Genomic DNA, 21,101 nt, shown 5'->3' on the forward strand with positions numbered 1-21,101 from the left:
CACGATCAACGCCAGCACCGCGAGGATGATGATCATGATCAGGAAGCAACCGAACAGCGCGATGGTCCCGGGGATGCGGCCCATTTCCTCACGGACCATGTCGCCCAGCGAACGGCCGTTGCGGCGGGTGGACATGAACAGGACCATGAAGTCCTGCACCGCACCGGCCAGCACCACGCCAGCAATCAGCCACAGCGTGCCGGGCAAGTAGCCCATCTGCGCCGCCAGCACCGGACCGACCAGCGGACCCGCGCCGGCGATGGCCGCGAAGTGGTGACCGAAGAGAATGTGCTTGTTGGTCGGCACATAGTCCAGACCGTCATTGTTGAGCACAGCGGGAGTGGCCCGCCGCGCATCGAGTTGCATGACATTGTTAGCGATGAACAGACTGTAGTAGCGATAGGCGACCAGATAGATGGCCACGGCAGCGACCACAATCCACAAGGCGTTGATTGCCTCGCCCCGGCGCAATGCCACGACACCCAGGGCGCACGCACCTGTGATTGCCAGCACCAGCCAAGGCAAATGGCGTAGCGGGCTATTATTATTTTTCATTTTGATATTCCAGCCAGAGTGGACAAGAAAGACAACCACCCCGAGTTTAGCGCTCCTGACGGCAAAGACCATACCCCGATATAGGGCTGGATACCTGCACGCGCTGGCCGCCTTCAAGAGTGCAGGTCTATAGTCAGCGTACATCTACGAGGATCGCGCCATGAGCGAGCACCCTGCCGAACGTCGCCGCTTCAAACGTATTGCGTTCGATGCCCGAACCGGGCTGAGTCAGGGTGAGTCCACCTGGCCGGTGAAGTTGATTGATCTGTCGCTCAAGGGGTTGCTGATCGAGCGACCCGAACACTGGCAGGGCGATCGCCAGCAGGATTTTTCAGTAGATATTCATCTGAGCGATGACGTCGATATCGCCATGGATGTGCACCTGACCCACGAAGATCACGGCCAGCTTGGCTTTGTCTGCCGGCACATCAGCCTGGAGTCCATCGAACGCCTGCGGCGATTGATCGAGCTCAACCTGGGCGACGAAGCCGAACTGGAGCGAGAGTTGGGTGCGCTGATCGAAGCCTGAACGTACCTCTGTAGGAGCTGCCGAAGGCTCGGGCCGCGTTCGGACGATCTTTTGATCTTAAAAATGCAAGATCAAAAGATCGCAGCCTTCGGCAGCTCCTACGGGGGATAGGCGTTACTCGAATAACGCGTCGAGTGCCTGCTCCAGGCGAGTAACGGCAATGATCTGCAACCCCGCCGGCGCCTCTTTCGGCGCATTGCCCTTGGGCACGATGGCCCGCTTGAAGCCGTGCTTGGCGGCTTCTTTCAAACGCTCCTGACCGCTCGGCACCGGACGCACTTCACCGGAAAGCCCGACTTCACCGAACACCAGCAGATCGTGGGGCAACGGCCGGTTGCGCAAACTGGACATCACCGCCGCCATCAACGCCAGGTCGGACGCCGTTTCCAGCACCTTGACCCCGCCGACCACGTTGAGAAAGACGTCCTGATCGTGGGTCGGAATGCCACCGTGACGGTGCAGCACCGCCAGCAACATCGCCAGCCGGTTTTGATCCAGCCCCAGCGTGACCCGACGCGGGTTGGCCAGGTGACTGTCGTCCACCAGTGCCTGAACCTCCACCAGCATCGGCCGTGTGCCTTCCCATGTTGCCATCACCACACTGCCCGGGACTTCTTCCTGGGCACGGGTCAGAAAAATCGCCGACGGGTTGGAGACTTCTTTCAGTCCTTTGTCGGTCATGCCGAAAACGCCCAGTTCATTGACTGCACCGAAGCGGTTCTTCACCGCCCGCAGCAGACGCAGGCGCCCGTCGGACTCGCCTTCGAAATACAGCACGGTGTCGACCATGTGCTCCAGCACACGAGGGCCAGCCAGCGCGCCTTCCTTGGTGACGTGGCCCACCAGGAAAATCGCCGTGCCGCTCTGTTTGGCATAACGCACCAGCAACGCCGCGCTTTCGCGCACCTGGGATACACCGCCCGGTGCCGATTGCAATTGCTCGGTAAATATCGTCTGGATCGAGTCGATCACCATCACCCTGGGCTTTTCCTGACGGGCCGTGGCAATGATGGTTTCGATGCAGGTTTCGGTCATGACCCGCAATTGATCCTGAGGCAACCCCAGGCGCCGCGCACGCATGGCCACTTGCTGTTGGGATTCCTCGCCGGTGACGTACAGCGCCGGCATGCTCTTGGCGAGGTTGCACAAGGTTTGCAGCAGAATGGTCGACTTGCCGATGCCGGGGTCGCCACCGATCAGCACCACCGAGCCATCCACCAGACCACCACCCAGAACCCGGTCCAGCTCGCTGGAAGCGGTAGAGAAGCGCGGAATTTCTTCGACACTGACTTCGGCCAGAGTCTTGATCTGCGCCTGCTGGCCGGTCCAGCCGGTACGACCGCTGGGGGCGGCTGCCCCGCCGCTTTCCACCATGGTTTCGGTAAGCGTGTTCCAAGCCCCGCACTCACCGCACTGGCCGGCCCATTTGGGGAAGGTTGAGCCGCACTCGGTGCAGCCGTACATGCGCTTGGCCTTGGCCATCGGAACTCCCGGAAAAAAACGCGATGATAGCTCAGCCAAGGCGCGCGAGTGCGGCCAGATATTTCGCAACCCTTTTGATGACTTCAAATAACCTTATTAAACACAGGTATATTGAGATACACCCACCCTACAAAACCTTGTATAAGTTTTTCGCTCAACTCGGCCAACAAACGCTAGGGACATGCCATACCGCACACTTCGAAAACCTATACAGACTTTGTTCACTTACATACTTTTTGCACAACTTCGAAAACATTCACACAAAACGCGACAGTGATTCAGAGAAACGCGCAACTTGTCAGAAACACCAAACTAACGAAACAGTTCATATCACTGCACCTGCATTTAACTTTCAATGCAGCCTCTTGGCCACTAACTGCCCGATCATCTTGAGCGTCCCGATTCAGGAATGGTCGCTCAACCTTGGCTCGCCCACACAAATGACGCCATTTCGCTGAAAAAAAGTCGCATGCGAACGCCTCAGAAGGCCTGTCCGACCTCAGATGAGATCAATCGGTGAATTTTTCAACACCGCCCGGGTCAATGGCTGGCAAGCACAGCAGGCAGTTGATTCGAGCAGGATGCGATTTGCTGATTTACACTGCGCACATCTACCTCATCTGTAACAAGGAATAACCTATGGGCGTGCTAAACGAGTTCAAGGCCTTCGCGGTCAAAGGCAACGTGGTTGACATGGCTGTCGGCATCATCATCGGTGCGGCCTTCGGCAAGATCGTTACCTCGTTTGTCGGTGACCTGATCATGCCGCCAATCGGGATGCTGATCGGTGGCGTGGACTTCAGTGATCTGGCCATAACGCTCAAGGCAGCAGACGGCGCCATCCCTGCGGTGGTGCTGGCCTATGGCAAGTTCATCCAGACCATCATCGACTTCGTCATCGTCGCCTTTGCGATCTTCATGGGCGTCAAGGCCATCAACCGCCTGAAGCGTGAGGAGTCCGTGGCCCCTAGCCTGCCGCCGGTTCCCACCAAGGAAGAAGAGTTGCTGGGCGAGATCCGCGACTTGCTCAAGGCCCAAAACAACCGGCCTTGACTGCACTGGCAAAAAACGGCGCCTCTGAGGCGCCGTTTTGCTTACCAGAAGTTTTCCACCGCCACTTGGCCGGGTCGCCGGCTGAGGCTCAAGTGCATGTCCCGCTGTTTAAGCAACTTGCGCGTATCATCGATCATCTGCGGGTTGCCGCACAGCATGACCCGTGAATGCTCAGGCGTCAGCGCAACTCCCGCGCTGCGCTCCAACTCGCCGTTTTCAATCAGTGTGGTGATCCGCCCGTTCAATGCGCCAGGATGCTGCTCACGAGTGACTGTGGCGATGAATTGCAATTTGTGTGCGTACTCAGCCAGATACTCAAGTTGCGCCAGCCCCGCGATCAGCTCCTGATAAGCCAGTTCCCGGGCTTCGCGAACGCTGTAGACCAGGATGATCCGCTCGAATCTCTCCCAGACGTCGAAATCCTGGAGTATCGACAGGAACGGTGCGATGCCCGTACCTGTGGATAACAACCACAGGTCGCGGCCATCGACAAAACGGTCCAGCGTCAAGTAGCCGAAGGCCTGGCGGTCGACCAGCAACGTATCGTCAACGCCCAGGCGGCTCAGTTCACTGGTGAACTCACCGCCCGGTACGACAATGGAAAAGAACTCGAGGAACTCGTCAAAGGGCGAGGACACCATGGAGTAGGCGCGCCATACCGTGCTGCCGTCAGCCTTGGTGACGCCCAACCGGGCAAACTGCCCCGCCCGAAAACGAAACCCTGCATCCCGCGTGGCGCGCAGGGTAAACAGGTTCGGGGTCAGCGGATGAACCTCGAGCAAGGTCTGGCGCGTAAATTTTTCTTCACTGACGGACATGGAAGGCTCCAATCAACAGATACCCCAGTGTCCCGCAAAGAAAGCAGCGTAACCACCGACAATTTGTAGTGACATTAATGCGCACTAGTAGTCGATTACAGAATACGAACACAACCCTACATATAAAATTATATGTGGCATTTCATAACCATTTATCCCCTAAGAACCTTGAGCACACTTTTCCAACAGTCAAAAGAGCAAAATTGTCGAATCACTTCCGCAGGAAATGTCCTACACTTCGTGGCGTGCCGGATCCTGGATCCAATACTGCACCCAGAAGACACACTAATGGAGATCACTGTATGGAGATCTGGAAGGAGTCGCAGCTCAAACAATTGACGCACACACAAGAGATCAGTACTGCCTATCGAATCGCGCTCAATTTCGCCAGAAACCTTGGATATAAATTTTGTGGCTTTTCAATTACTTCAAACTCATTCGGGGTCGACACCAGTACGGTGAACCTGAACAACTACCCCCATGAGTGGAATACTCAATATGAAAAAAACAACGCCATGCAAATAGATCCAATAGTGGCGCATTGCAATCATTCAATGTTGCCTGTTCTCTGGAGTGAAGAGCTTTTTTCCAGGACGCCATGGTTATGGCAGTTGCTGCGACAACAAGGCTTGCAGCATGGCTGGTCCCAGGCGATCTTTGATGAGGAAACCGGTCTGCGCAGCATTTTCAGCCTGGCCAGAAGCCATTGCCCGATTTCAGCCTATGAGCTGTACGAGCATCTTGGGTTCTCGGTGTTCATCAGCCGCCATTTGCACGCTCTGGCGATCGCAATGCAACCGAAAAAACCGGCTCACCCCCAGGCTCCCCCCTTGTCGCGGCGGGAACTCGAAGTATTGAAACTGTCGGCCGATGGCAAGACGGCCTATGAAATTGCCAGGATCCTCAATTTGAGTGAACGCACCATCAACTTTCATGTGCACAGGTCTATCGAGAAGCTCGGCGTCAACAACAAGATTGCGGCAGTCATCGCCGCGGCCCGGTCCGGAGCCATCTGAAAGCGCCCGACTACGGGAAAACCTGCGGGTAATCCAGGTAAAAAAAACGTACCATTTGCGGTCCCTCCTGAGTGATGGCGTGTAGACCTTCACGACGCAGTACACTCGGTCGGCTCCGCCCGCTCCAACGCCTTAGGCAGCGGGACATCCGTTGATTACCCAGAGCCCCGCCCCATGCCTTTGCTCGAAACACCCTTCGCCAGCCTCGACCTGATCCGCCAGCCCGAACAGCAGAACGAACCGCTGCAAGCTTTCGATGCAGCCGATGAATACCTGCTCAATCATCTGGCCGAACAGCAGCCGGCGTCGGACACCCGGGTATTGGTGCTCAATGACAGTTTCGGCGCATTGGCGGCCAGTCTCGCGGGTAAAGTGCGGGTGGTCAGCAGCGGTGATTCGTTCCTGGCCTTGCAGGGGCTGGAAAAGAATCTGGTGCGCAACGGCCTGGCATTTGATGCGGTGCCGAGCGTCCCCGCCAGCGAAACCCTTGCCGGGCCGTTCGACTGCGTGCTGATCCGTGTACCGAAAACCCTGGCGCTGCTGGAAGAACAACTGATCCGCCTGCAAGGCCAACTGGCACCCGGTACCCAAGTGGTTGCCGCAGCCATGATCAAGCATCTGCCCCGGGCCGCGGGCGACTTGCTGGAGCGTTACATCGGCCCGGTACAAGCCTCGTTGGCCGTGAAGAAGGCGCGGCTATTGATTGCCACGGCGCAAGACAAAACGCCAGTTGTATCGCCTTACCCAACGCGATACAGACTCGACGAACCGGCTATCGAACTGCTCAACCACGCCAATGTGTTTTGCCGCGAAGGCCTGGACATCGGCACGCGAGCCTTCCTGCCGCACTTGCCGAAAAACCTCGGCTCGGCGCGGGTCGCCGATCTCGGCTGCGGCAACGGCGTCCTGGCCATCGCCAGCGCCCTGCAAAACCCCGAGGCCCACTATACGCTGGTGGACGAGTCGTTCATGGCCGTACAGTCGGCGTCCGAGAACTGGCGCGCAGCCTTGGGTGAACGGGAAGTGATCGTGCGTGCCGGTGATGGCCTGGCCGGCCAGGAACCGCAATCGCTTGATGTCGTGCTGTGCAATCCACCGTTTCACCAGCAACAGGTGGTGGGCGATTTCCTGGCCTGGCGGATGTTCCAGCAAGCGCGCGAAGCGCTGGTCGTGGGCGGCGCGCTGTACATCGTCGGCAATCGTCACCTGGGTTACCACAGCAAGCTCGCGCGATTGTTCCGTGGTGTCGAACAAGTGGCAGCCAATCCGAAATTCGTCATCCTCAAGGCGCGCAAGTAACAGTAAAAAAAACCCTCCGGTCGGAGGGTCGTAAATCCGTGCCCTGAGGCCACGGGGGAGATGTCAGTGCGTGGTCAGGCCGGCCGCGTTCATGAACAGACGCATCAGGCTGGCGACGATGAACAAGGCGCCCACACTGCCGACCCAGATCAGGGCCAACCAGCCGAGCCGCTGCCACAGCGGCTTTTTTTCGGCTTCTTCAATGTCGTGCAGGGAATGTTTGGCGGCCATAACGTTTCAATCCTCTTCAAGATTGATGGCGTCGCTTCCGACGCCATCGCGAGCGAGCTCGCTCCCACAGGTTCGCGGTGCACAGGGCTAGTGATAACCGTCTTCATGGGTGACCTTGCCGCGGAACACGTAGTAGCTCCAGAAGGTGTAGCCCAGGATGAACGGAATGATGAACAGTGTGCCCACCAGCATGAAGCCCTGGCTTTGCGGCGGCGCGGCGGCGTCCCAGATCGAGATCGACGGCGGGATGATGTTCGGCCACAGGCTGATGCCCAACCCGCTGTAACCGAGGAAGATCAGCACCAGGGTCAGCAGGAACGGCGTGTAGTGCGCGTTGCGGGCCACGGCGCGGATCAGTCCGTACATCGTCAGCAGCACCAGAATCGGCACCGGCATGAACCAGAACAGATTCGGCATGGTGAACCAGCGTGCGGCGATTTCTGCGTGGGCCAACGGGGTCCAGATGCTGACGATGCCAATCACCGCCAGCAGCACGAAGGCCAATGGCCGGGCCAGGTCATGCATCTGTTCCTGCAACTTGCCTTCGGTCTTCATGATCAGCCAGGTGCAACCGAGTAGCGCATACGCCACCACCAGCGCCGCACCACAGAACATCGTGAATGGGGTCAGCCAGTCCAGTGAACCACCGGCGAACTGCCGATTGACCACTGGCAGTCCATCGATGAACGCACCGAGCGCTACACCCTGGAAGAACGTCGCAGTGACCGAACCACCGATGAACGCCTTGTCCCACAGATGGCGCTTGTCGTCCCTGGCCTTGAAACGGAACTCGAAGGCCACACCGCGGAAGATCAACCCGATCAACATCAGGATCAGCGGCAGGTACAACGCCGAGAGCACCACCGAATAGGCCAGCGGAAACGCGCCGAACAACGCCGCGCCACCCAACACCAGCCAGGTCTCGTTGCCATCCCAGACCGGGGCGACGGTGTTCATCATCACATCGCGATCGGTCTTGCCCGGAATGAACGGGAAGAGAATGCCGATGCCCAGGTCGAAACCGTCCATGACCACGTACATCATGATGCCGAAGATGATGATCACGGCCCAGATCAGCGGAAGATCAATTCCCATGATTCAAATCTCCTTGGTCAGGCTGTGATCGGCGTCGATGTGGTCGTCGTCGGCTGCGGAAAACGGCCGGGCCGGTGTGCGTTTCTGGCCAGGGCCACCGTCGTTGGTTTCCTTGCCTTCGTCGATCTTCGGCCCCTTGCGCACCAGACGCATCATGTAGCCAAGACCGGCACCAAACAGCGCGAAATAAACCACGACAAACAGGATCAGGGTGATGCTCATCTGCATGAAGCTGTGGTTAGACGACGCATCCGCCGTGCGCATCAGGCCGTAGACCACCCACGGCTGACGGCCGATTTCGGTGGTGAACCAGCCGGCGAGGAGAGCGATCAGACCGGACGGCCCCATCCACAGCGCCAGGTACAGGAACGGCCGCGAGGAGTAGAGGGTGTCACGCTTGCGCAGCCACAGGCTCCACAAACCGGTGAAAATCATCAGCAAGCCCAGGCCGACCATGATCCGGAATGACCAGAACACGATAGTCGAATTCGGCCGGTCTTCAGGCGGGAACTCCTTGAGCGCCGGCACCTGTTTGTCCAGGGAGTGCGTGAGAATCAGGCTGCCCAGGTACGGGATTTCGACGGCGAACCTGGTTTTCTCCTCCTTCATGTCCGGCCAGCCGAACAGGATCAGCGGAGTCGCTTCGTTACCGACGTTCTCCCAGTGGCCCTCGATCGCGGCGATTTTCGCCGGCTGATGCTCAAGCGTGTTCAGACCGTGGAAATCACCGATGACCGCCTGGATCGGCGCGACGATCAATGCCATCCACATGGCCATCGAGAGCATTTTGCGGATCGCCGGGTTGTCCCTGCCGCGCAGCAAATGCCAGGCCGCGGAGGAACCGACGAAGAAGGCCGTGGCGACAAACGCCGCCGTGGCCATGTGCATCAGGCGATACGGGAACGACGGGTTGAAGATAACCGCCAGCCAGTCGGTGGGTATGACCTGACCGTTGACGATCTCGAAGCCCTGCGGGGTCTGCATCCAGCTATTGGAGGCAAGAATCCAGAACGTCGAGATCAATGTACCGATGGCCACCATTACGGTAGCGAAGAAGTGCAGGCCACGTCCGACCTTGTTCCAGCCAAACAGCATGACGCCGAGGAACCCGGCCTCGAGGAAGAACGCCGTGAGCACTTCATAGGTCAGCAACGGCCCTGTCACGGAACCGGCGAAGTCCGAGAAGCGGCTCCAGTTGGTGCCGAACTGATAGGCCATGACCAGGCCGGAAACCACCCCCATGCCGAAGTTGACGGCAAAGATTTTCGACCAGAAATGGTAGAGGTCACGGTAGGTGTCGTTATGGGTTTTCAGCCACAGGCCTTCGAGTACCGCCAGGTAACTCGCCAGGCCGATGGTGATGGCCGGAAACAGGATGTGGAACGAGATGGTGAACGCGAACTGAATTCGGGCGAGATCAAGTGCCTCTAAACCGAACATAAGTCTTCCTCTGTCAGGTAGTACGGCTGCTGGCTGGAAGCCTGCACCCACGGTCCCCACGGATATGGAGTGTGGCGAATCTCTGTTTGTTCTTTTTTTGCACGCATCACAACGCAGGGAATCTGGCCTTGCGGCCGCCGGATCAATTCCTTTTGTGGGTTTTGATCTGGATCAATCAACGTTGAAAGAGTAGTCCCAATTTCGGGGATGAACCGCGTGGTCTTTTGCCGCGTGACAAGTTGCCTCACGGCTTTTGTCATTGGCTGCAACACATTCACTGTGGGAGCGTTGAGGAAATAGATGTCTGGCTAACTAAATTTTGTGCCATGACAACTTCCTGTTACAGGTTGGTGATAATCTCGCCGCTCCCCTCTCCCCAGATTGTCCCGCAGATGCCCAGCCAAGAGCCCTTGCTGTTACGTCACCATCGCCCTTTTCTCGCGTTCTGGATGGCCCGGGTATTCACCGCCAGCGGCTTCCAGATGCTCACCGTGGCCATCGGCTGGAACCTGTATCAATTGACCGGCAACGTGCTCGACCTGGGTCTGGTCGGCCTGGTCGAGTTCGCCCCGCGCGTGCTGTTCATGCTGCACACAGGACACGTCGCCGACCGCTATGACCGGCGCAAGGTCGCGGCGATCTGCCAGTCCGTGCAGGCACTGATCGCCCTGTCGTTGGCCATCGGCAGTGCCACCGATCATGTCACCCGGGAAATGATCTTTATCCTGGCCTTCCTGCTCGGCGCCGCGCGGTCCTTTGAAATGCCGACCACCCAGGCGCTGCTGCCCAGCATAGTGCCCAGCGCGCTGTTTCCCCGTGCGGTGGCCGCCGCGCAATCGGCCCAGCAATCGGCAACCATCGTCGCCCCGGCCCTCGGCGGTTTGCTCTACGCCTTCGGCAGCGTCTGGGTGTATGGCCCGACGGTGCTTTTGTATGTCATCGCCTGTTCGCTGATGCTCAACCTGCCAGCCCGGCAAACCCCGCTGAACAAGGGCAAGGCCACTCTGGATTCATTGCTGGCGGGCATTCGCTTTATCCGCAGTCGTCCGGACATTCTCGGGGCGATCTCCCTCGATCTGTTCGCGGTGCTCTTGGGTGGTGCGACGGCGTTGCTGCCGGTGTTCGCCAAGGACATCCTGTTGACCGGCCCGTGGGGGCTGGGCCTGTTGCGCTCGGCACCGGCAGTGGGTGCGCTGCTGATGTCGCTGTTCCTGGCGCGGTTTGCCGTGGAGCGCAACGTCGGGCGGGTGATGTTCACCGCCGTGGGCATCTTCGGCGTGGCAACCATTGCCTTCGGCCTGTCGACCTCGTTCTGGTTTTCCCTGGCGGTGCTGGTGGTATTGGGCGCGGCAGACATGATCAGCATGGTGATCCGCGCCTCGTTCGTGCAACTGGAAACCCCGGACGAAATGCGCGGCCGGGTCAGCGCCGTGAATGGTCTGTTCATCGGTGCTTCGAACCAGTTGGGCGAATTCGAATCGGGCCTGACTGCCCACTGGTTCGGTACCGTGCCAGCCGTGGTCATGGGCGGGATCGGCACGCTGGTGGTAACCGGGGCGTGGGTCAAACTGTTCCCGACACTGGCCAGCCGCGATCGCATGCACGTGGCTAAAGATGAAGAAAGGGAAGAAGCAAAAGTCCAAGCAGGCTAAACCAGCAATTCCCCCGCCACCGCCGCACGTGTGGCTTTTCCGCAGAGTTGTTCCACCAGCGCCAGGGCAAATGCCAAGGCGCCAGCCGAGCCCTGGGCGGTGATGCAATTGCCGTCGACCACCACCGGTTGATCAACGAAGTTACAGCCCAACAATTGATGGCTGGCCGAGGGCAGGCAGGTCATGCGCCGTTGACGCAATACGCCAAAGGCCTGCAGCGCCACGGCGGGCGCCTCGGCGATGCCGGCGAACAGGCGACCGGCTGCCGCCTGATCCTTGATCAATTGTTGCAGGGGTTGGTGGGCTGCCAAGTGCTGCGAACCCACCGCACCACCCGGCAAGGCGATCAGGTCGAAGGGCTGCGCCAGCAAATCCACCAGCATGGCATCGGACGTCAGGCGCGTGCCGCGGGCGCAGGTGAGCATGCGCCGCCCTTCGATACTGGCCACCACCACTTCTATTTTGGCGCGGCGCAGTACGTCGATCAGGGTCACGGTTTGCAGGTCATCGGTGCCCTCGGCGAGGGCAATCAAGGCTCTAAAGGTCATCAGGTATTGTCCACAGAGTGATCTTTTAAGCGTAGCCAGCTTTCCTGCCCCTTGTTCGGGACCTGTGGTTACTTGATGAAAAGCTGCGTCGACATCGTATTGCCGGGCGCGTTGATCGAGGTATTGCTGAAGGTCAGCGTGCCTTCCTGCTTGCCAGCCAGATCGAGGGCATACAAATAGCCGACGGTTTTTTCCCCGGGGGTGCAACTGGTCAGGTTGCCGTTCTTGAACGCGCAGACCGGTGTGCGGGTGCCATTCACTTCGAAACCGTCCAGGGCGACATGGGCCTCGCGTCCATAACCCACTTCCAGCACGTATACCGTGATGTTCGGGCCATTGTGATCGCAGCGAGTCCGGGTTTGCCCTTCGTCGATGTTTTCAACACCACAGGACGGCGACGCGACTTTGAGCACCTTCAATTGCGTCAGTGGCGCAGCAGAGGCCGCCACGGCCGTTTGAGCCCCGAGAAACAACGCCATCCATACGCCGAACACGCTAACCAGACGCCTTTTCATGCAGGCCCCATCCACCCAAAAAACCAGCGCACAGTATGGCGTACTTGGTGTTGTCGCAAAACATCGACGACGATCACCGCCATAAGCAGCCATATCCCCAAGCTACTGGTATGATGCGCGGCTTTTTCCGGCCCACAGTAATTTCCAGGCGCGCTCTGCTGCCTGTGCTTTGCTGTTGAGGTCGATACATTCACGGCGCCCGGCGCGCCACGGGGAGCAGACATGCTGGAAAGGCTGTTTCAACTCAAGGCACACAACACCAACGTGCGGACCGAGATTCTGGCGGGCGTCACGACCTTTTTGGCCATGGCCTACATTCTGTTCGTCAACCCGAGCATCCTCGGCGAGACCGGCATGGACAAGGGCGCGGTGTTTGTCGCCACCTGTCTGGCAGCCGCCATCGGCTCGACGACCATGGGCCTGATCGCCAACTACCCGATCGCCCTCGCACCGGGCATGGGCCTGAACGCCTTCTTCACCTACACCGTGGTCCTGCACATGGGCCACACCTGGCAAGTGGCACTGGGCGCGGTGTTCATCTCGGCGGTGTGTTTCTTTCTGCTGTCGATCTTCCGCATCCGTGAATGGATCATCAATAGCATCCCGCTACCGCTGCGCTCGGCGATTGCTGCCGGCATCGGCCTGTTCCTGGCGCTGATCGCCCTGCACAATGCCGGAATCGTGGTCAGCAACCCGGCGACCATGGTCGGCCTCGGTGACCTGAAACAACCGGCTCCGATTCTCGCCACCCTCGGGTTTGCCCTGATCGTCGCGCTCGAAGCCCTTGCCGTGCGCGGTGCGGTGCTGATCGGCATTCTGGTGGTGACCATCGTTTCGATCGTGATGGGCTTCACCCCGTTCGGCGGCGTGATGTCGATGCCGCCGTCCCTGGCCCCGACCTTCTTGCAACTGGACATCAAGGGCGCACTGGACATCGGTCTGGTCAGCGTGATCTTCGCCTTCCTGTTCGTCGACCTGTTCGATAACTCCGGCACTCTGATCGGCGTCGCCAAGCGTGCCGGATTGATGAGCAAGGACGGTCACATGCCGAAAATGGGTCGCGCGCTGATCGCCGACAGCACTGCAGCCATGGCCGGTTCCCTGCTGGGCACCTCGACCACCACCAGCTACATCGAATCCGCCGCTGGCGTGAGTGCCGGTGGCCGCACCGGCCTGACCGCCGTCGTGGTCGCGATCCTGTTCCTGCTGGCGCTGTTCTTCTCGCCACTGGCCGCCAGCGTTCCAGCCTTCGCCACTGCACCGGCCCTGCTGTTCGTCGCCGTGCTGATGACATCCGGCCTGGCCGAAATAGACTGGGACGACATCACCGTTGCCGCGCCGGTGGTAATCACTGCGCTGGCGATGCCGTTCACTTATTCCATCGCCAATGGCATCGCCTTCGGTTTCATTTCCTGGACCGCCATCAAGCTGATGTCCGGTCGCGGCCGTGAGCTGAACCCGGCACTGGTGATCCTGTCGATTCTGTTCGTGATCAAGCTGGGTTGGTTCAACGCATGACTTTTGATTCCCAGGCCTATGCCGTTCAGCTCGAAGAAAAGGTCACGCGCTTGCGTGACTTGCTGGCCCCGTTCGATGCACCCGAGCCAGCCGTTTTCGATTCGCCGCTGAAAAACTTCCGCCTGCGCGCCGAGTTCCGCCTGTGGCGCGAGGCCGGCGAGCGTCATTACGCAATGTTTTCCCAGGAAGACAAACGCACGCCAATCCTGATCGAAGAGTTCCCGATTGCCAGCCTGCGCATCAACCAGTTGATGCCGCAACTCAAGGCAGCATGGCAAGCCAGCACGGCCCTGAGTCACAAGCTGTTCCAGGTGGAGTTCCTGACCACGCTGGCTGGCGACGCGATGATTACCTTGTGCTATCACCGCCCGCTGGACGAGCACTGGCACGCGGCGGCGTCGAAACTGGCGACGGACCTGAACGTCAGCGTCATCGGCCGCTCCAAGGGCAAGCGCGAAGTCATTGGCCACGATTACGTAGTCGAGCAACTGGACGTCGGCGGCCGCACCTTCAGCTACCGCCAGCCGGAAGGCGCGTTCACCCAGCCCAACGGCACGGTGAACCAGAAGATGCTCAACTGGGCGTACGACGCGCTTGGCGATCGCTCCGATGATTTGCTGGAGCTGTATTGCGGCAACGGCAACTTCACCCTGCCGCTCGCCACTCGCGTGCGCAAAGTGCTAGCCACCGAAATCAGCAAGACCTCGGTCAACGCGGCGCTGAGCAATCTCAGCGAGAATGCGGTGAATAACGTCACCCTGGTGCGTCTATCCGCCGAAGAACTGACCGAAGCCCTGAACGAAGTGCGTCCGTTCCGCCGCCTGCACGGCATCGACCTCAAGAGCTACGAGTTCGGCAGTGTATTCGTCGACCCGCCTCGCGCCGGCATGGACCCGGACACCTGCGAACTGACCCGGCGCTTCGACAACATCCTGTACATCTCCTGCAATCCGGAGACCCTGGCGGCCAATATCGCCCAACTGCACGACACCCACCGCATCACCCGATGCGCGATGTTCGACCAGTTCCCCTGGACCCATCACATGGAATCCGGGGTGTTGTTGACCCGCCGTTGATGGCGCCTGCCAGGCACAAAAAAGCCGTCTTCACGACGGCTTTTTTGTGGGAGCTTACAAGACAACATCGACCTTGCGCGGGCGCCCGCCTTTCCTGCCGTTGGCCCGCGCAGCTTCAGACTTTGCGGCGCTGCTCTGGCGACCATTGCGCGAAGCGACGACCGAGGCCGCCATGGCCATCAGCGGCTTGCTCGCAGAAATCATCCCGGCGATAGATACATGCAGGTCCTTGCCTTCATGGCACAGGGCAGTACCCGCATAGCCGACCGTTAGACTGGCGAAGTCCCCGCCCTCAAAATCATCGAACTCCGAATAGTTGGCCACGGGCAACAATACGCCGCTGCCATCTTCGAAGCTGACGGCCAGACAGGGGGCCAGGTAGGTAACCGCTGTCGCTTGCAGGCTATTTTTTCTACGTAACTCGCCACGTTCAATGGCTTTGTCCAGGCTACTTTCCGTTACGGGACTATCGGCCTGAACCTTGGCTTTTATCGTTTTCATAACTCGATCTCCACACTCTCCTGTGCACCTATCAGGGATAGCAACGTCCTGTTCGATTCAGGTTCGTAGCAAGCCGATCCAATCATATTGGTAGTACTGACAACCCTTTTCACCACAACGACTTCGTTGCTTTGCCAGTCCCACAATTGATTATCGAGACAAGCTGTTTGTAGTTTTCGCCACCAGATGCCGCGGGCGCGCCGCAAATGGGCAGGTTGCTGCAGCGATTGGCGCAATCCCTCAAGCACCGCGATCGGTGGCCGACGCGAAAGCGGAACTACATCCCAGAGTTCGACACCGTTGTGCCAAAAACTGAACCTGAATCTCGCACTCCACGTACCCGCCTCCACATGCGCATGAGGCGGACAATGCTCGTCTCGCAACATGATCACTACCGACAGTCCTTTGTAATTGCATACCTTCATGCTAACCCATCCGTTAGGTTAATGAATCCGAGAATTCGACACTCCCTGGAAAATCCGACCGCTGGCATTGGCCGTCGAATCATTTCTTGTGTCCTCAGGCTGGCGTCCTGGCGTTACCCGGCCCTGCGGAACACCGCGCGCAATGGTAAGAAATCCTTTCATTACGGCGCTGGCACCTGATAAATACTGATCCAGTTCCTTCATCTGATCCCCGGTGTAATCAATCATGCAGCGACAATTCGACGATATTCAGTTGGGCAGTATTGAGCTGTTTTGCCTGGCCGCCGAGGCCGGCAGTTTTACTGCCGCGGCGCTGGTGGCGGGTGTTACCCCCGCTGCCGTGAGCCGTTCGGTGTCGCGCATGGAGGAACGCCTGGGCGTGCGCCTGTTCGCGCGCACCACCCGCAGTGTGAAACTGACCGACAGTGGCCGTCGTTATTACGAAGAATGTCGCCAGGCCCTGGCGCAACTGGTCGAGGCCCAGCGCGAGGTGATGGGCCAGCAGCAAGTACCGTCCGGTACCTTGCGCATCAGTATTCCGACCACCTACGCACATCATCGAATCCTGCCTTTGTTGCCCGAGTTTCGGGCGCGCTATCCGGCGGTGAAGGTCGAGTCGCACATCAGCAATCGCAACATCGATTTCGTCGGCGAAGGCTACGACATGGCGATTCGTGTACGAGCCATCCCGGATTCCGGCCTGATCGCCCGGCAGCTGGAAGATGCCGCCCTGGTGTTGATCGCCAGCCCTGATTACCTGAAACGGGCCGGCACTCCGCAAACCCTCGACGACCTCGAAAACCACGAATGCATTCAGTACGAATTGCCCAGCAGCGGCCGGCGCATTGCCTGGTTGTTCAACGATAAAGGCGTGCCCCGGGAAATTCTGGCCGAGGGCAGCCTCAGTTGTTCCGATGATGTACTGGGCGGTGTCACCTTGGCCAAACACGGGGCGGGGTTGTTTCAGACCTATCGTTTTATCGTGGAAAAGGAACTGGCCGACGGCTCGCTGGTGGAAGTGCTCAAGCCCTATGGCGGGCGGGCGCGGCCGTTTACCTTGCTGTATCCGCAAAGTCGCCATGTACCGCTGCGCTTGAGGGCGTTCATTGATTTTCTGGTGGAGCATTTGCCGCGCTGAACAGCGAAAGTGTCCGATCACCGCCCACAAACCGCCAGTGTGCCTTCACTCCAATTGACCAAATTAACTAGTTAGTACAATTTATCTCCACAGGCTGAAGTCCTCGGCCGATTCCAAAAATAATAAGTGGAGAGATTCCGATGCCCCCTATCGTTCTGGTGCTCAACGGCCCGAACCTGAACCTGCTCGGCACCCGTGAACCGGCGACCTACGGCCACGAAACCCTGGCAGACATCTCGACCCTGTGCGCACGTGCCGCCGAAGAATTCGGCCTGGCAGTGGAGTTTCGCCAGACCAACCATGAAGGCGAATTGCTCGACTGGATTCACGCCGCCCGTGGCCGCTGCGCCGGGATCGTGATCAACCCGGCCGCGTGGACCCACACCTCGGTCGCCATTCGCGACGCCCTGGTCGCCAGCGAACTGCCGGTCATCGAAGTCCACCTGTCCAACGTGCACGCCCGCGAGCCCTTTCGCCACCACTCATTCGTATCCGCCATTGCAACGGCGGTAATGGCCGGTTTTGGCAGTCATGGCTATCGCCTGGCGCTGGAACACTTCAGTCATCGTTTGAAGGGGTGATCGCCGTGACTCAGAACCACGTGATACTGGCCGGCCTGATTGGCGCCGGCATCCAGGCTTCCCGCACACCGGCCATGCACGAGCATGAAGGCGATGCCCAAGGGCTGCGTTACCTGTATCGCCTGATCGATCTTGATCAGTTGAAACTCGACAGCAACGCCCTGCCCGACCTGTTGATGGCTGCCGAACGGATGAACTTCACCGGGCTGAACATCACCTTTCCCTGCAAGCAGGCAATCATCCCGTTGCTCGACGAACTCTCGCCGGAAGCCCGCGGTATCGGTGCGGTCAACACGGTGGTGCTCAAGGATGGCAAACGCATCGGCCACAACACCGACTGCCTGGGCTTTGCCGAGGGTTTTCGCCGGGGTTTGAAGGGCGTTGCCGTTGAACGTGTCGTACAAATGGGCGCTGGCGGCGCAGGTGCGGCGGTGGCCCACGCGTTATTGAATGAAGGCGTACAACAGCTGAGCATTTTTGACGTAGATATCCGCCGCGCCCAGGATCTGGCAGACAACCTCAATCAGCATTTCGGCGTCGGTCGGGCGGTGGCCGGGTATGACCTGCCGAACGCCATGGCCCGGGCTGACGGCCTGGTGAACACCACGCCGATGGGCATGAAAAAACTGCCGGGCATGCCGGTGCCGGTCGCGTTGCTGCGGGCCGAATTGTGGGTGGCGGAGATCGTTTACTTCCCGCTGGAAACCGAACTGCTACGCCACGCCCGCGCCCTCGGTTGCCGAACGCTGGACGGCGGCAACATGGCGGTGTTTCAGGCGGTGAAGGCGTTCGAGCTGTTCAGCGGCGTGGTGCCCGATGCCCAGCGCATGCTTGAGCATTTCCAGAGCATGAATGACTGAAAATCAAAAGATCGCTCGGGCGATCTTTTCAAGCCTGCAGGTAGCGCAGAACCGACTCGCAAATCATCTCCCGATGACGCTGCTTGATGCGTTCGTCCGGCAAGTCGATCTGGAAAATCTCGCCCACGGTATGGCGGTTCGACACGCGATAGAAGCAGAACGAACTGATCAGCAGATGCACATCCAGCGGCACCAGGCCGGCGCGGAAGACACCCTCTTCAACACCACGACGCAGAATCACATCGAGGGAATCGAGAACGGTGTTGTTCATCGCCCTGATCGCCTCGGAACGCTTTACATACTCGGCGTTGTGGATGTTTTCGATACTGACGATGCGCACGAAGTCGACGTTGCGATCATGGTGGTCGAAGGTGAATTCAACCATACGCCGAATGGCTTCCACCGGAGGCAGTTCGGTCAGGTGCAGGCGGCTTTCGGTGTTGCGGATATCGCCGTAAAGCTTCTCCAGCACTTCGACGTAGAGCTGTTCCTTACTGCCGAAGTAGTAATAGATCATGCGCTTGGAGGTGTGGATGCGCTCGGCGATGGCATCGACGCGAGCACCGGAAAGCCCCTGCTGGACGAATTCGACAATCGCCTCCTGCAGGATGTTTTCGCGGGTCTTTTCCGGGTTGTTCTTGCGACTCTTGCGCGGCTCGGCACCCGATTCTACGGGGGCTGCGGGGAGTTCTGAGGTCATTGTCATTGCGGGCTCACGGCCATCACTGCACAGGCTGGCGATTATGGGCCGCGCGACACGGTGAAGGAAGCTGCACAGCCCACGTTTAATCCCGCGTTTACGAATTCCCTACAACTTCGCCTGGCGCAATGCGCCGCTACGGGATTTGGCCATGGCCGCCAGCCGCACCGCCACGTTGGCCGCGCCGTAGCCGGCATAACCGTTTTTACGCTGGATGATCTCGAAGAAGAATCGCCCCTCGAACGGCTCGGTGTACACATGAAACAGCTCACCGCCCTGGGCGTCGCGGTCGTACAGCACGTTGTAGTAGGCCAGCTCGCTGAGGAACTCGTCGTCGAAATCGAACCGCGCCGCCAGGTCATCGTAGTAGTTGAGCGGGATATCCAGCAGCGGCACGCCCGCCTCTTTTGCACGGCTGACCTGGGCAAAGATGTCATCACAATCAAACGCGATGTGATGCACACCGGAGCCGCGATAACTCGACAGCGCGTGTGAGATCGCAGTGTTACGATTTTCGGAAATATTCAGCGGCAGGCGGATCGAACTGTCGCGACTGCGCAAGGCACGGCTCTTCACCAGACCATAAGGATCGGGCAGCACGACTTCATCGTCCGCCTCGAAATCCAGCAGGCTCTTATAGAACAGCACCCAGCTGTCGAGGCTGTCGGCCGGCAGCGCCATGGCCATGTGGTCGATGCGTTTGAGGCCGCCGCTGGCCGGCGCTTGCGGGTACAGATTGAAGTCGGTGCCGTAGACGTCGGCATCCTGGTCCACCAGATAGATCAGGCTACCATCCGGCGCACGCACCGCCGCCAGTTCCAGTTCATTGGGGCCGACCAGTCCGCGATAGGGCTGGCCCTTGTAGGCCACGGCTCGGGCCAGCGCGCTGGCACTGTCCTTGACCCGCACGGCGGTGGCGCACAACGAAGGGCCGTGCGCCTCAAAGAAACTGTGACCGAACGAGTAAGGTTCGGTGTTGAGGATCAGATTGATATCGCCCTGACGCAGCAGGCTGACGCTCTTGGAGCGATGCTGCCCGACCTTGGCGAACCCTAGCCGTTCCAGCCAATGGGAGAGTTTGGCGCCGAGGCTTTCGTCCACGGCAAACTCCAGAAACTCGATGCCGTTGTACTCGCTGGCCTTGGGCGTTTCGAACAGAATTTCGGGGTTGGTCGCAGGCCTGGCTTCCCGGGCCAGACGCTCGCGGGTTTTCTCCTCCAGGTACAACAACGAGCGCAAGCCGTCGGCGGCGTTGGCTCGTGGCGGCGCGGCGCGGAAACCGTCGTTGAAGATCTCCAGCGACAAAGGCCCGGTGTACCCGCTCTTGATGATCGGCGCGAGGAACCCCGGCAGGTCGAATTCGCCCTGGCCCGGGAAGCAACGAAAATGCCGACTCCACTCCAGCACGTCCATGGCCAGGATCGGCGCGTCAGCCATTTGCACGAAGAAAATCTTGTCCCCGGGAATCTCGGCGATAGCGCTCGCATCGCCCTTGAGCGACAAGGTGTGAAAGCTGTCCAGCAACACACCAAGGCTTGGGTGATCGGCCTGCCGCACGATGTTCCACACCTGTTGCCAGGTGTTCACATGCCGGCCCCAGGCCAGCGCTTCGTAACCGATGCGCAGGCCGCGTGCCCCGGCGCGTTCGGCCAGCAGGCGCAAGTCATCGACCAGAATCCGTTCATCACCGATGGACTCGGCCGAGGCGTTGCTGCACACCAGCACCAGGTCAGTGCCCAGCTCCTGCATCAGGTCGAACTTGCGCTCGGCGCGTTCCAGATTGCGCGACAGCCGATCTCGCCGACAGCCTTCGAAATCACGGAACGGTTGAAACAGGGTGATGGCGATCCCGAGATCGGCGCACATCTGTTTAATTTCCCGTGGACTACCGTCGTAGTAGAGAAGGTCGTTCTCGAAAATCTCGACGCCGTCGAAACCGGCGGCAGCAATGGCTTCGAGTTTTTCCGGCAGGGTACCGCTCAAGGATACGGTGGCAATGGAACGCTGCATATTTCGGCTCCCGGTGGAGGCAATCTTGTTAGGGGGCGTTGCACGCTTTATTACGTGGG

The 21,101-nt window shown here is 59.3% G+C and carries 23 protein-coding genes; 10 read left to right on the top strand and 13 right to left on the bottom strand.

All coding sequences use genetic code 11. The features are described 5' to 3' along the window. Positions 1 to 555 (bottom strand): carbon starvation CstA family protein (locus AC1DXW_RS20240; protein WP_477757075.1); only part of this gene is annotated, 555 nt, incomplete at its 3' end. A gap of 160 nt (positions 556 to 715) precedes the next feature. On the opposite strand from AC1DXW_RS20240, the gene AC1DXW_RS20245 reads away from it, so the two are divergent. Continuing rightward, positions 716 to 1,084: a PilZ domain-containing protein gene (locus tag AC1DXW_RS20245; RefSeq protein WP_477757074.1), complete on the top strand. Its 369-nt coding sequence runs from the start codon at positions 716 to 718 to the stop codon at positions 1,082 to 1,084. 114 nt (positions 1,085 to 1,198) lie between these two features. Here the strand turns inward: AC1DXW_RS20245 and radA are convergent, their stop codons facing one another. Then, complete coding sequence (gene radA / locus AC1DXW_RS20250; protein ID WP_477753928.1) at positions 1,199 to 2,566, bottom strand: DNA repair protein RadA; 1,368 nt, start codon at positions 2,564 to 2,566, stop codon at positions 1,199 to 1,201. 639 nt (positions 2,567 to 3,205) lie between these two features. Between radA and mscL the strand changes: the two genes are divergently transcribed. Further along, positions 3,206 to 3,619, top strand: coding sequence for a large-conductance mechanosensitive channel protein MscL (gene mscL, locus AC1DXW_RS20255; protein ID WP_108216400.1), 414 nt, complete (start codon positions 3,206 to 3,208; stop codon positions 3,617 to 3,619). 41 nt (positions 3,620 to 3,660) lie between these two features. Here mscL and AC1DXW_RS20260 read toward each other — a convergent pair whose 3' ends face one another. Next, positions 3,661 to 4,437, bottom strand: a complete 777-nt coding sequence (locus AC1DXW_RS20260; RefSeq protein ID WP_477753929.1) for a ferredoxin--NADP reductase — start codon at positions 4,435 to 4,437, stop codon at positions 3,661 to 3,663. 302 nt (positions 4,438 to 4,739) lie between these two features. Here AC1DXW_RS20260 and AC1DXW_RS20265 point away from each other — a divergent pair, with 302 nt between their 5' ends. Then, entirely contained in the window at positions 4,740 to 5,453 is a 714-nt protein-coding gene (locus tag AC1DXW_RS20265) for an autoinducer binding domain-containing protein (protein WP_477760370.1), read from the top strand. Positions 5,454 to 5,627: 174 nt separating this feature from the next. Further along, positions 5,628 to 6,752, top strand: coding sequence for a methyltransferase (locus AC1DXW_RS20270; RefSeq protein WP_477753931.1), 1,125 nt, complete (start codon positions 5,628 to 5,630; stop codon positions 6,750 to 6,752). A 63-nt stretch (positions 6,753 to 6,815) separates the two neighbouring features. Here AC1DXW_RS20270 and AC1DXW_RS20275 read toward each other — a convergent pair whose 3' ends face one another. The 3 genes from AC1DXW_RS20275 to AC1DXW_RS20285 form a co-directional block, all read right to left on the bottom strand. Beyond that, on the bottom strand, positions 6,816 to 6,983 hold the full coding sequence (locus tag AC1DXW_RS20275) for a DUF2474 domain-containing protein (RefSeq protein ID WP_007975773.1): 168 nt from the start codon (positions 6,981 to 6,983) through the stop codon (positions 6,816 to 6,818). A gap of 87 nt (positions 6,984 to 7,070) precedes the next feature. Next, a complete protein-coding gene (gene cydB, locus AC1DXW_RS20280; protein WP_477753932.1) occupies positions 7,071 to 8,078 on the bottom strand; it encodes a cytochrome d ubiquinol oxidase subunit II in 1,008 nt (335 codons plus the stop codon). Between the two features lie 3 nt (positions 8,079 to 8,081). Continuing rightward, positions 8,082 to 9,518, bottom strand: coding sequence for a cytochrome ubiquinol oxidase subunit I (locus AC1DXW_RS20285; protein ID WP_477753933.1), 1,437 nt, complete (start codon positions 9,516 to 9,518; stop codon positions 8,082 to 8,084). Between the two features lie 392 nt (positions 9,519 to 9,910). On the opposite strand from AC1DXW_RS20285, the gene AC1DXW_RS20290 reads away from it, so the two are divergent. Continuing rightward, positions 9,911 to 11,170, top strand: a complete 1,260-nt coding sequence (locus AC1DXW_RS20290; RefSeq protein ID WP_477753934.1) for an MFS transporter — start codon at positions 9,911 to 9,913, stop codon at positions 11,168 to 11,170. Here the strand turns inward: AC1DXW_RS20290 and AC1DXW_RS20295 are convergent. Continuing rightward, positions 11,167 to 11,718, bottom strand: coding sequence for a DJ-1 family glyoxalase III (locus AC1DXW_RS20295; protein ID WP_108231207.1), 552 nt, complete (start codon positions 11,716 to 11,718; stop codon positions 11,167 to 11,169). The two genes, AC1DXW_RS20290 and AC1DXW_RS20295, sit on opposite strands and share 4 nt — an antisense overlap. Positions 11,719 to 11,786: 68 nt before the next feature. Then, on the bottom strand, positions 11,787 to 12,233 hold the full coding sequence (locus tag AC1DXW_RS20300; protein ID WP_477753935.1) for a DUF4879 domain-containing protein: 447 nt from the start codon (positions 12,231 to 12,233) through the stop codon (positions 11,787 to 11,789). Between the two features lie 222 nt (positions 12,234 to 12,455). Here AC1DXW_RS20300 and AC1DXW_RS20305 point away from each other — a divergent pair, with 222 nt between their 5' ends. Both AC1DXW_RS20305 and trmA read left to right on the top strand, forming a co-directional pair. After that, the gene (locus AC1DXW_RS20305; protein WP_223461025.1) at positions 12,456 to 13,751 is read left to right on the top strand and encodes an NCS2 family permease; all 1,296 of its coding nucleotides are present in this window, start codon (positions 12,456 to 12,458) and stop codon (positions 13,749 to 13,751) included. Next, positions 13,748 to 14,827: a tRNA (uridine(54)-C5)-methyltransferase TrmA gene (gene trmA, locus AC1DXW_RS20310; protein ID WP_477760371.1), complete on the top strand. Its 1,080-nt coding sequence runs from the start codon at positions 13,748 to 13,750 to the stop codon at positions 14,825 to 14,827. Before AC1DXW_RS20305 ends, trmA begins: the two co-directional genes overlap by 4 nt. Before the next feature lie 54 nt (positions 14,828 to 14,881). On the opposite strand, the gene AC1DXW_RS20315 is transcribed toward trmA, so the two are convergent. From AC1DXW_RS20315 to AC1DXW_RS20325, 3 genes are read right to left on the bottom strand one after another with little or no spacing between them, the layout of a single operon-like run. Further along, positions 14,882 to 15,328 carry a DUF2442 domain-containing protein gene (locus tag AC1DXW_RS20315; RefSeq protein ID WP_477753937.1) on the bottom strand — a complete coding sequence of 149 codons (447 nt, stop codon included), beginning with the start codon at positions 15,326 to 15,328 and terminating at the stop codon, positions 14,882 to 14,884. Further along, complete coding sequence (locus AC1DXW_RS20320; protein ID WP_477753938.1) at positions 15,325 to 15,753, bottom strand: DUF4160 domain-containing protein; 429 nt, start codon at positions 15,751 to 15,753, stop codon at positions 15,325 to 15,327. Before AC1DXW_RS20320 ends, AC1DXW_RS20315 begins: the two co-directional genes overlap by 4 nt. Before the next feature lie 18 nt (positions 15,754 to 15,771). Next, complete coding sequence (locus AC1DXW_RS20325) at positions 15,772 to 15,981, bottom strand: hypothetical protein (RefSeq protein ID WP_477753939.1); 210 nt, start codon at positions 15,979 to 15,981, stop codon at positions 15,772 to 15,774. Here AC1DXW_RS20325 and AC1DXW_RS20330 point away from each other — a divergent pair. The 3 genes from AC1DXW_RS20330 to AC1DXW_RS20340 all read left to right on the top strand — a co-directional run bounded on the left by AC1DXW_RS20330 (position 15,980) and on the right by AC1DXW_RS20340 (position 18,332). Then, positions 15,980 to 16,891, top strand: a complete 912-nt coding sequence (locus AC1DXW_RS20330; RefSeq protein WP_477760372.1) for a LysR family transcriptional regulator — start codon at positions 15,980 to 15,982, stop codon at positions 16,889 to 16,891. The genes AC1DXW_RS20325 and AC1DXW_RS20330 overlap by 2 nt on opposite strands. A 140-nt stretch (positions 16,892 to 17,031) precedes the next feature. After that, positions 17,032 to 17,472 (top strand): type II 3-dehydroquinate dehydratase, encoded by a 441-nt coding sequence (aroQ, locus tag AC1DXW_RS20335; RefSeq protein ID WP_057713207.1) that lies wholly within the window; start codon positions 17,032 to 17,034, stop codon positions 17,470 to 17,472. Positions 17,473 to 17,477: 5 nt separating this feature from the next. Continuing rightward, a complete protein-coding gene (locus AC1DXW_RS20340) occupies positions 17,478 to 18,332 on the top strand; it encodes a shikimate dehydrogenase (protein ID WP_477753941.1) in 855 nt (284 codons plus the stop codon). Positions 18,333 to 18,360: 28 nt separating this feature from the next. On the opposite strand, the gene AC1DXW_RS20345 is transcribed toward AC1DXW_RS20340, so the two are convergent. Continuing rightward, positions 18,361 to 19,038: a TetR/AcrR family transcriptional regulator gene (locus AC1DXW_RS20345; RefSeq protein WP_477753942.1), complete on the bottom strand. Its 678-nt coding sequence runs from the start codon at positions 19,036 to 19,038 to the stop codon at positions 18,361 to 18,363. 102 nt (positions 19,039 to 19,140) lie between these two features. Continuing rightward, positions 19,141 to 21,042, bottom strand: coding sequence for a 3-dehydroshikimate dehydratase QuiC (gene quiC / locus AC1DXW_RS20350; protein ID WP_477753943.1), 1,902 nt, complete (start codon positions 21,040 to 21,042; stop codon positions 19,141 to 19,143). Positions 21,043 to 21,101: the final 59 nt, after the last annotated feature.

Source organism: Pseudomonas sp. P4_C4 (genome assembly GCF_056402055.1).

Bases quoted from the DNA above. Each gene is read 5' to 3' on its own strand.
- AC1DXW_RS20345 (WP_477753942.1), bottom strand. From the start codon at position 19,038: ATGACAATGACCTCAGAACTCCCCGCAGCCCCCGTAGAATCGGGTGCC.
- AC1DXW_RS20245 (WP_477757074.1), top strand. From the start codon at position 716: ATGAGCGAGCACCCTGCCGAACGTCGCCGCTTCAAACGTATTGCGTTC.
- AC1DXW_RS20300 (WP_477753935.1), bottom strand. From the start codon at position 12,233: ATGAAAAGGCGTCTGGTTAGCGTGTTCGGCGTATGGATGGCGTTGTTT.
- AC1DXW_RS20315 (WP_477753937.1), bottom strand. From the start codon at position 15,328: ATGAAAACGATAAAAGCCAAGGTTCAGGCCGATAGTCCCGTAACGGAA.
- AC1DXW_RS20305 (WP_223461025.1), top strand. From the start codon at position 12,456: ATGCTGGAAAGGCTGTTTCAACTCAAGGCACACAACACCAACGTGCGG.
- AC1DXW_RS20275 (WP_007975773.1), bottom strand. From the start codon at position 6,983: ATGGCCGCCAAACATTCCCTGCACGACATTGAAGAAGCCGAAAAAAAG.
- trmA (WP_477760371.1), top strand. From the start codon at position 13,748: ATGACTTTTGATTCCCAGGCCTATGCCGTTCAGCTCGAAGAAAAGGTC.
- AC1DXW_RS20265 (WP_477760370.1), top strand. From the start codon at position 4,740: ATGGAGATCTGGAAGGAGTCGCAGCTCAAACAATTGACGCACACACAA.
- AC1DXW_RS20295 (WP_108231207.1), bottom strand. From the start codon at position 11,718: ATGACCTTTAGAGCCTTGATTGCCCTCGCCGAGGGCACCGATGACCTG.
- AC1DXW_RS20325 (WP_477753939.1), bottom strand. From the start codon at position 15,981: ATGATTGATTACACCGGGGATCAGATGAAGGAACTGGATCAGTATTTA.
- AC1DXW_RS20270 (WP_477753931.1), top strand. From the start codon at position 5,628: ATGCCTTTGCTCGAAACACCCTTCGCCAGCCTCGACCTGATCCGCCAG.
- quiC (WP_477753943.1), bottom strand. From the start codon at position 21,042: ATGCAGCGTTCCATTGCCACCGTATCCTTGAGCGGTACCCTGCCGGAA.
- AC1DXW_RS20260 (WP_477753929.1), bottom strand. From the start codon at position 4,437: ATGTCCGTCAGTGAAGAAAAATTTACGCGCCAGACCTTGCTCGAGGTT.
- radA (WP_477753928.1), bottom strand. From the start codon at position 2,566: ATGGCCAAGGCCAAGCGCATGTACGGCTGCACCGAGTGCGGCTCAACC.
- cydB (WP_477753932.1), bottom strand. From the start codon at position 8,078: ATGGGAATTGATCTTCCGCTGATCTGGGCCGTGATCATCATCTTCGGC.
- mscL (WP_108216400.1), top strand. From the start codon at position 3,206: ATGGGCGTGCTAAACGAGTTCAAGGCCTTCGCGGTCAAAGGCAACGTG.
- AC1DXW_RS20330 (WP_477760372.1), top strand. From the start codon at position 15,980: ATGCAGCGACAATTCGACGATATTCAGTTGGGCAGTATTGAGCTGTTT.
- AC1DXW_RS20290 (WP_477753934.1), top strand. From the start codon at position 9,911: ATGCCCAGCCAAGAGCCCTTGCTGTTACGTCACCATCGCCCTTTTCTC.
- AC1DXW_RS20320 (WP_477753938.1), bottom strand. From the start codon at position 15,753: ATGAAGGTATGCAATTACAAAGGACTGTCGGTAGTGATCATGTTGCGA.
- AC1DXW_RS20285 (WP_477753933.1), bottom strand. From the start codon at position 9,518: ATGTTCGGTTTAGAGGCACTTGATCTCGCCCGAATTCAGTTCGCGTTC.
- aroQ (WP_057713207.1), top strand. From the start codon at position 17,032: ATGCCCCCTATCGTTCTGGTGCTCAACGGCCCGAACCTGAACCTGCTC.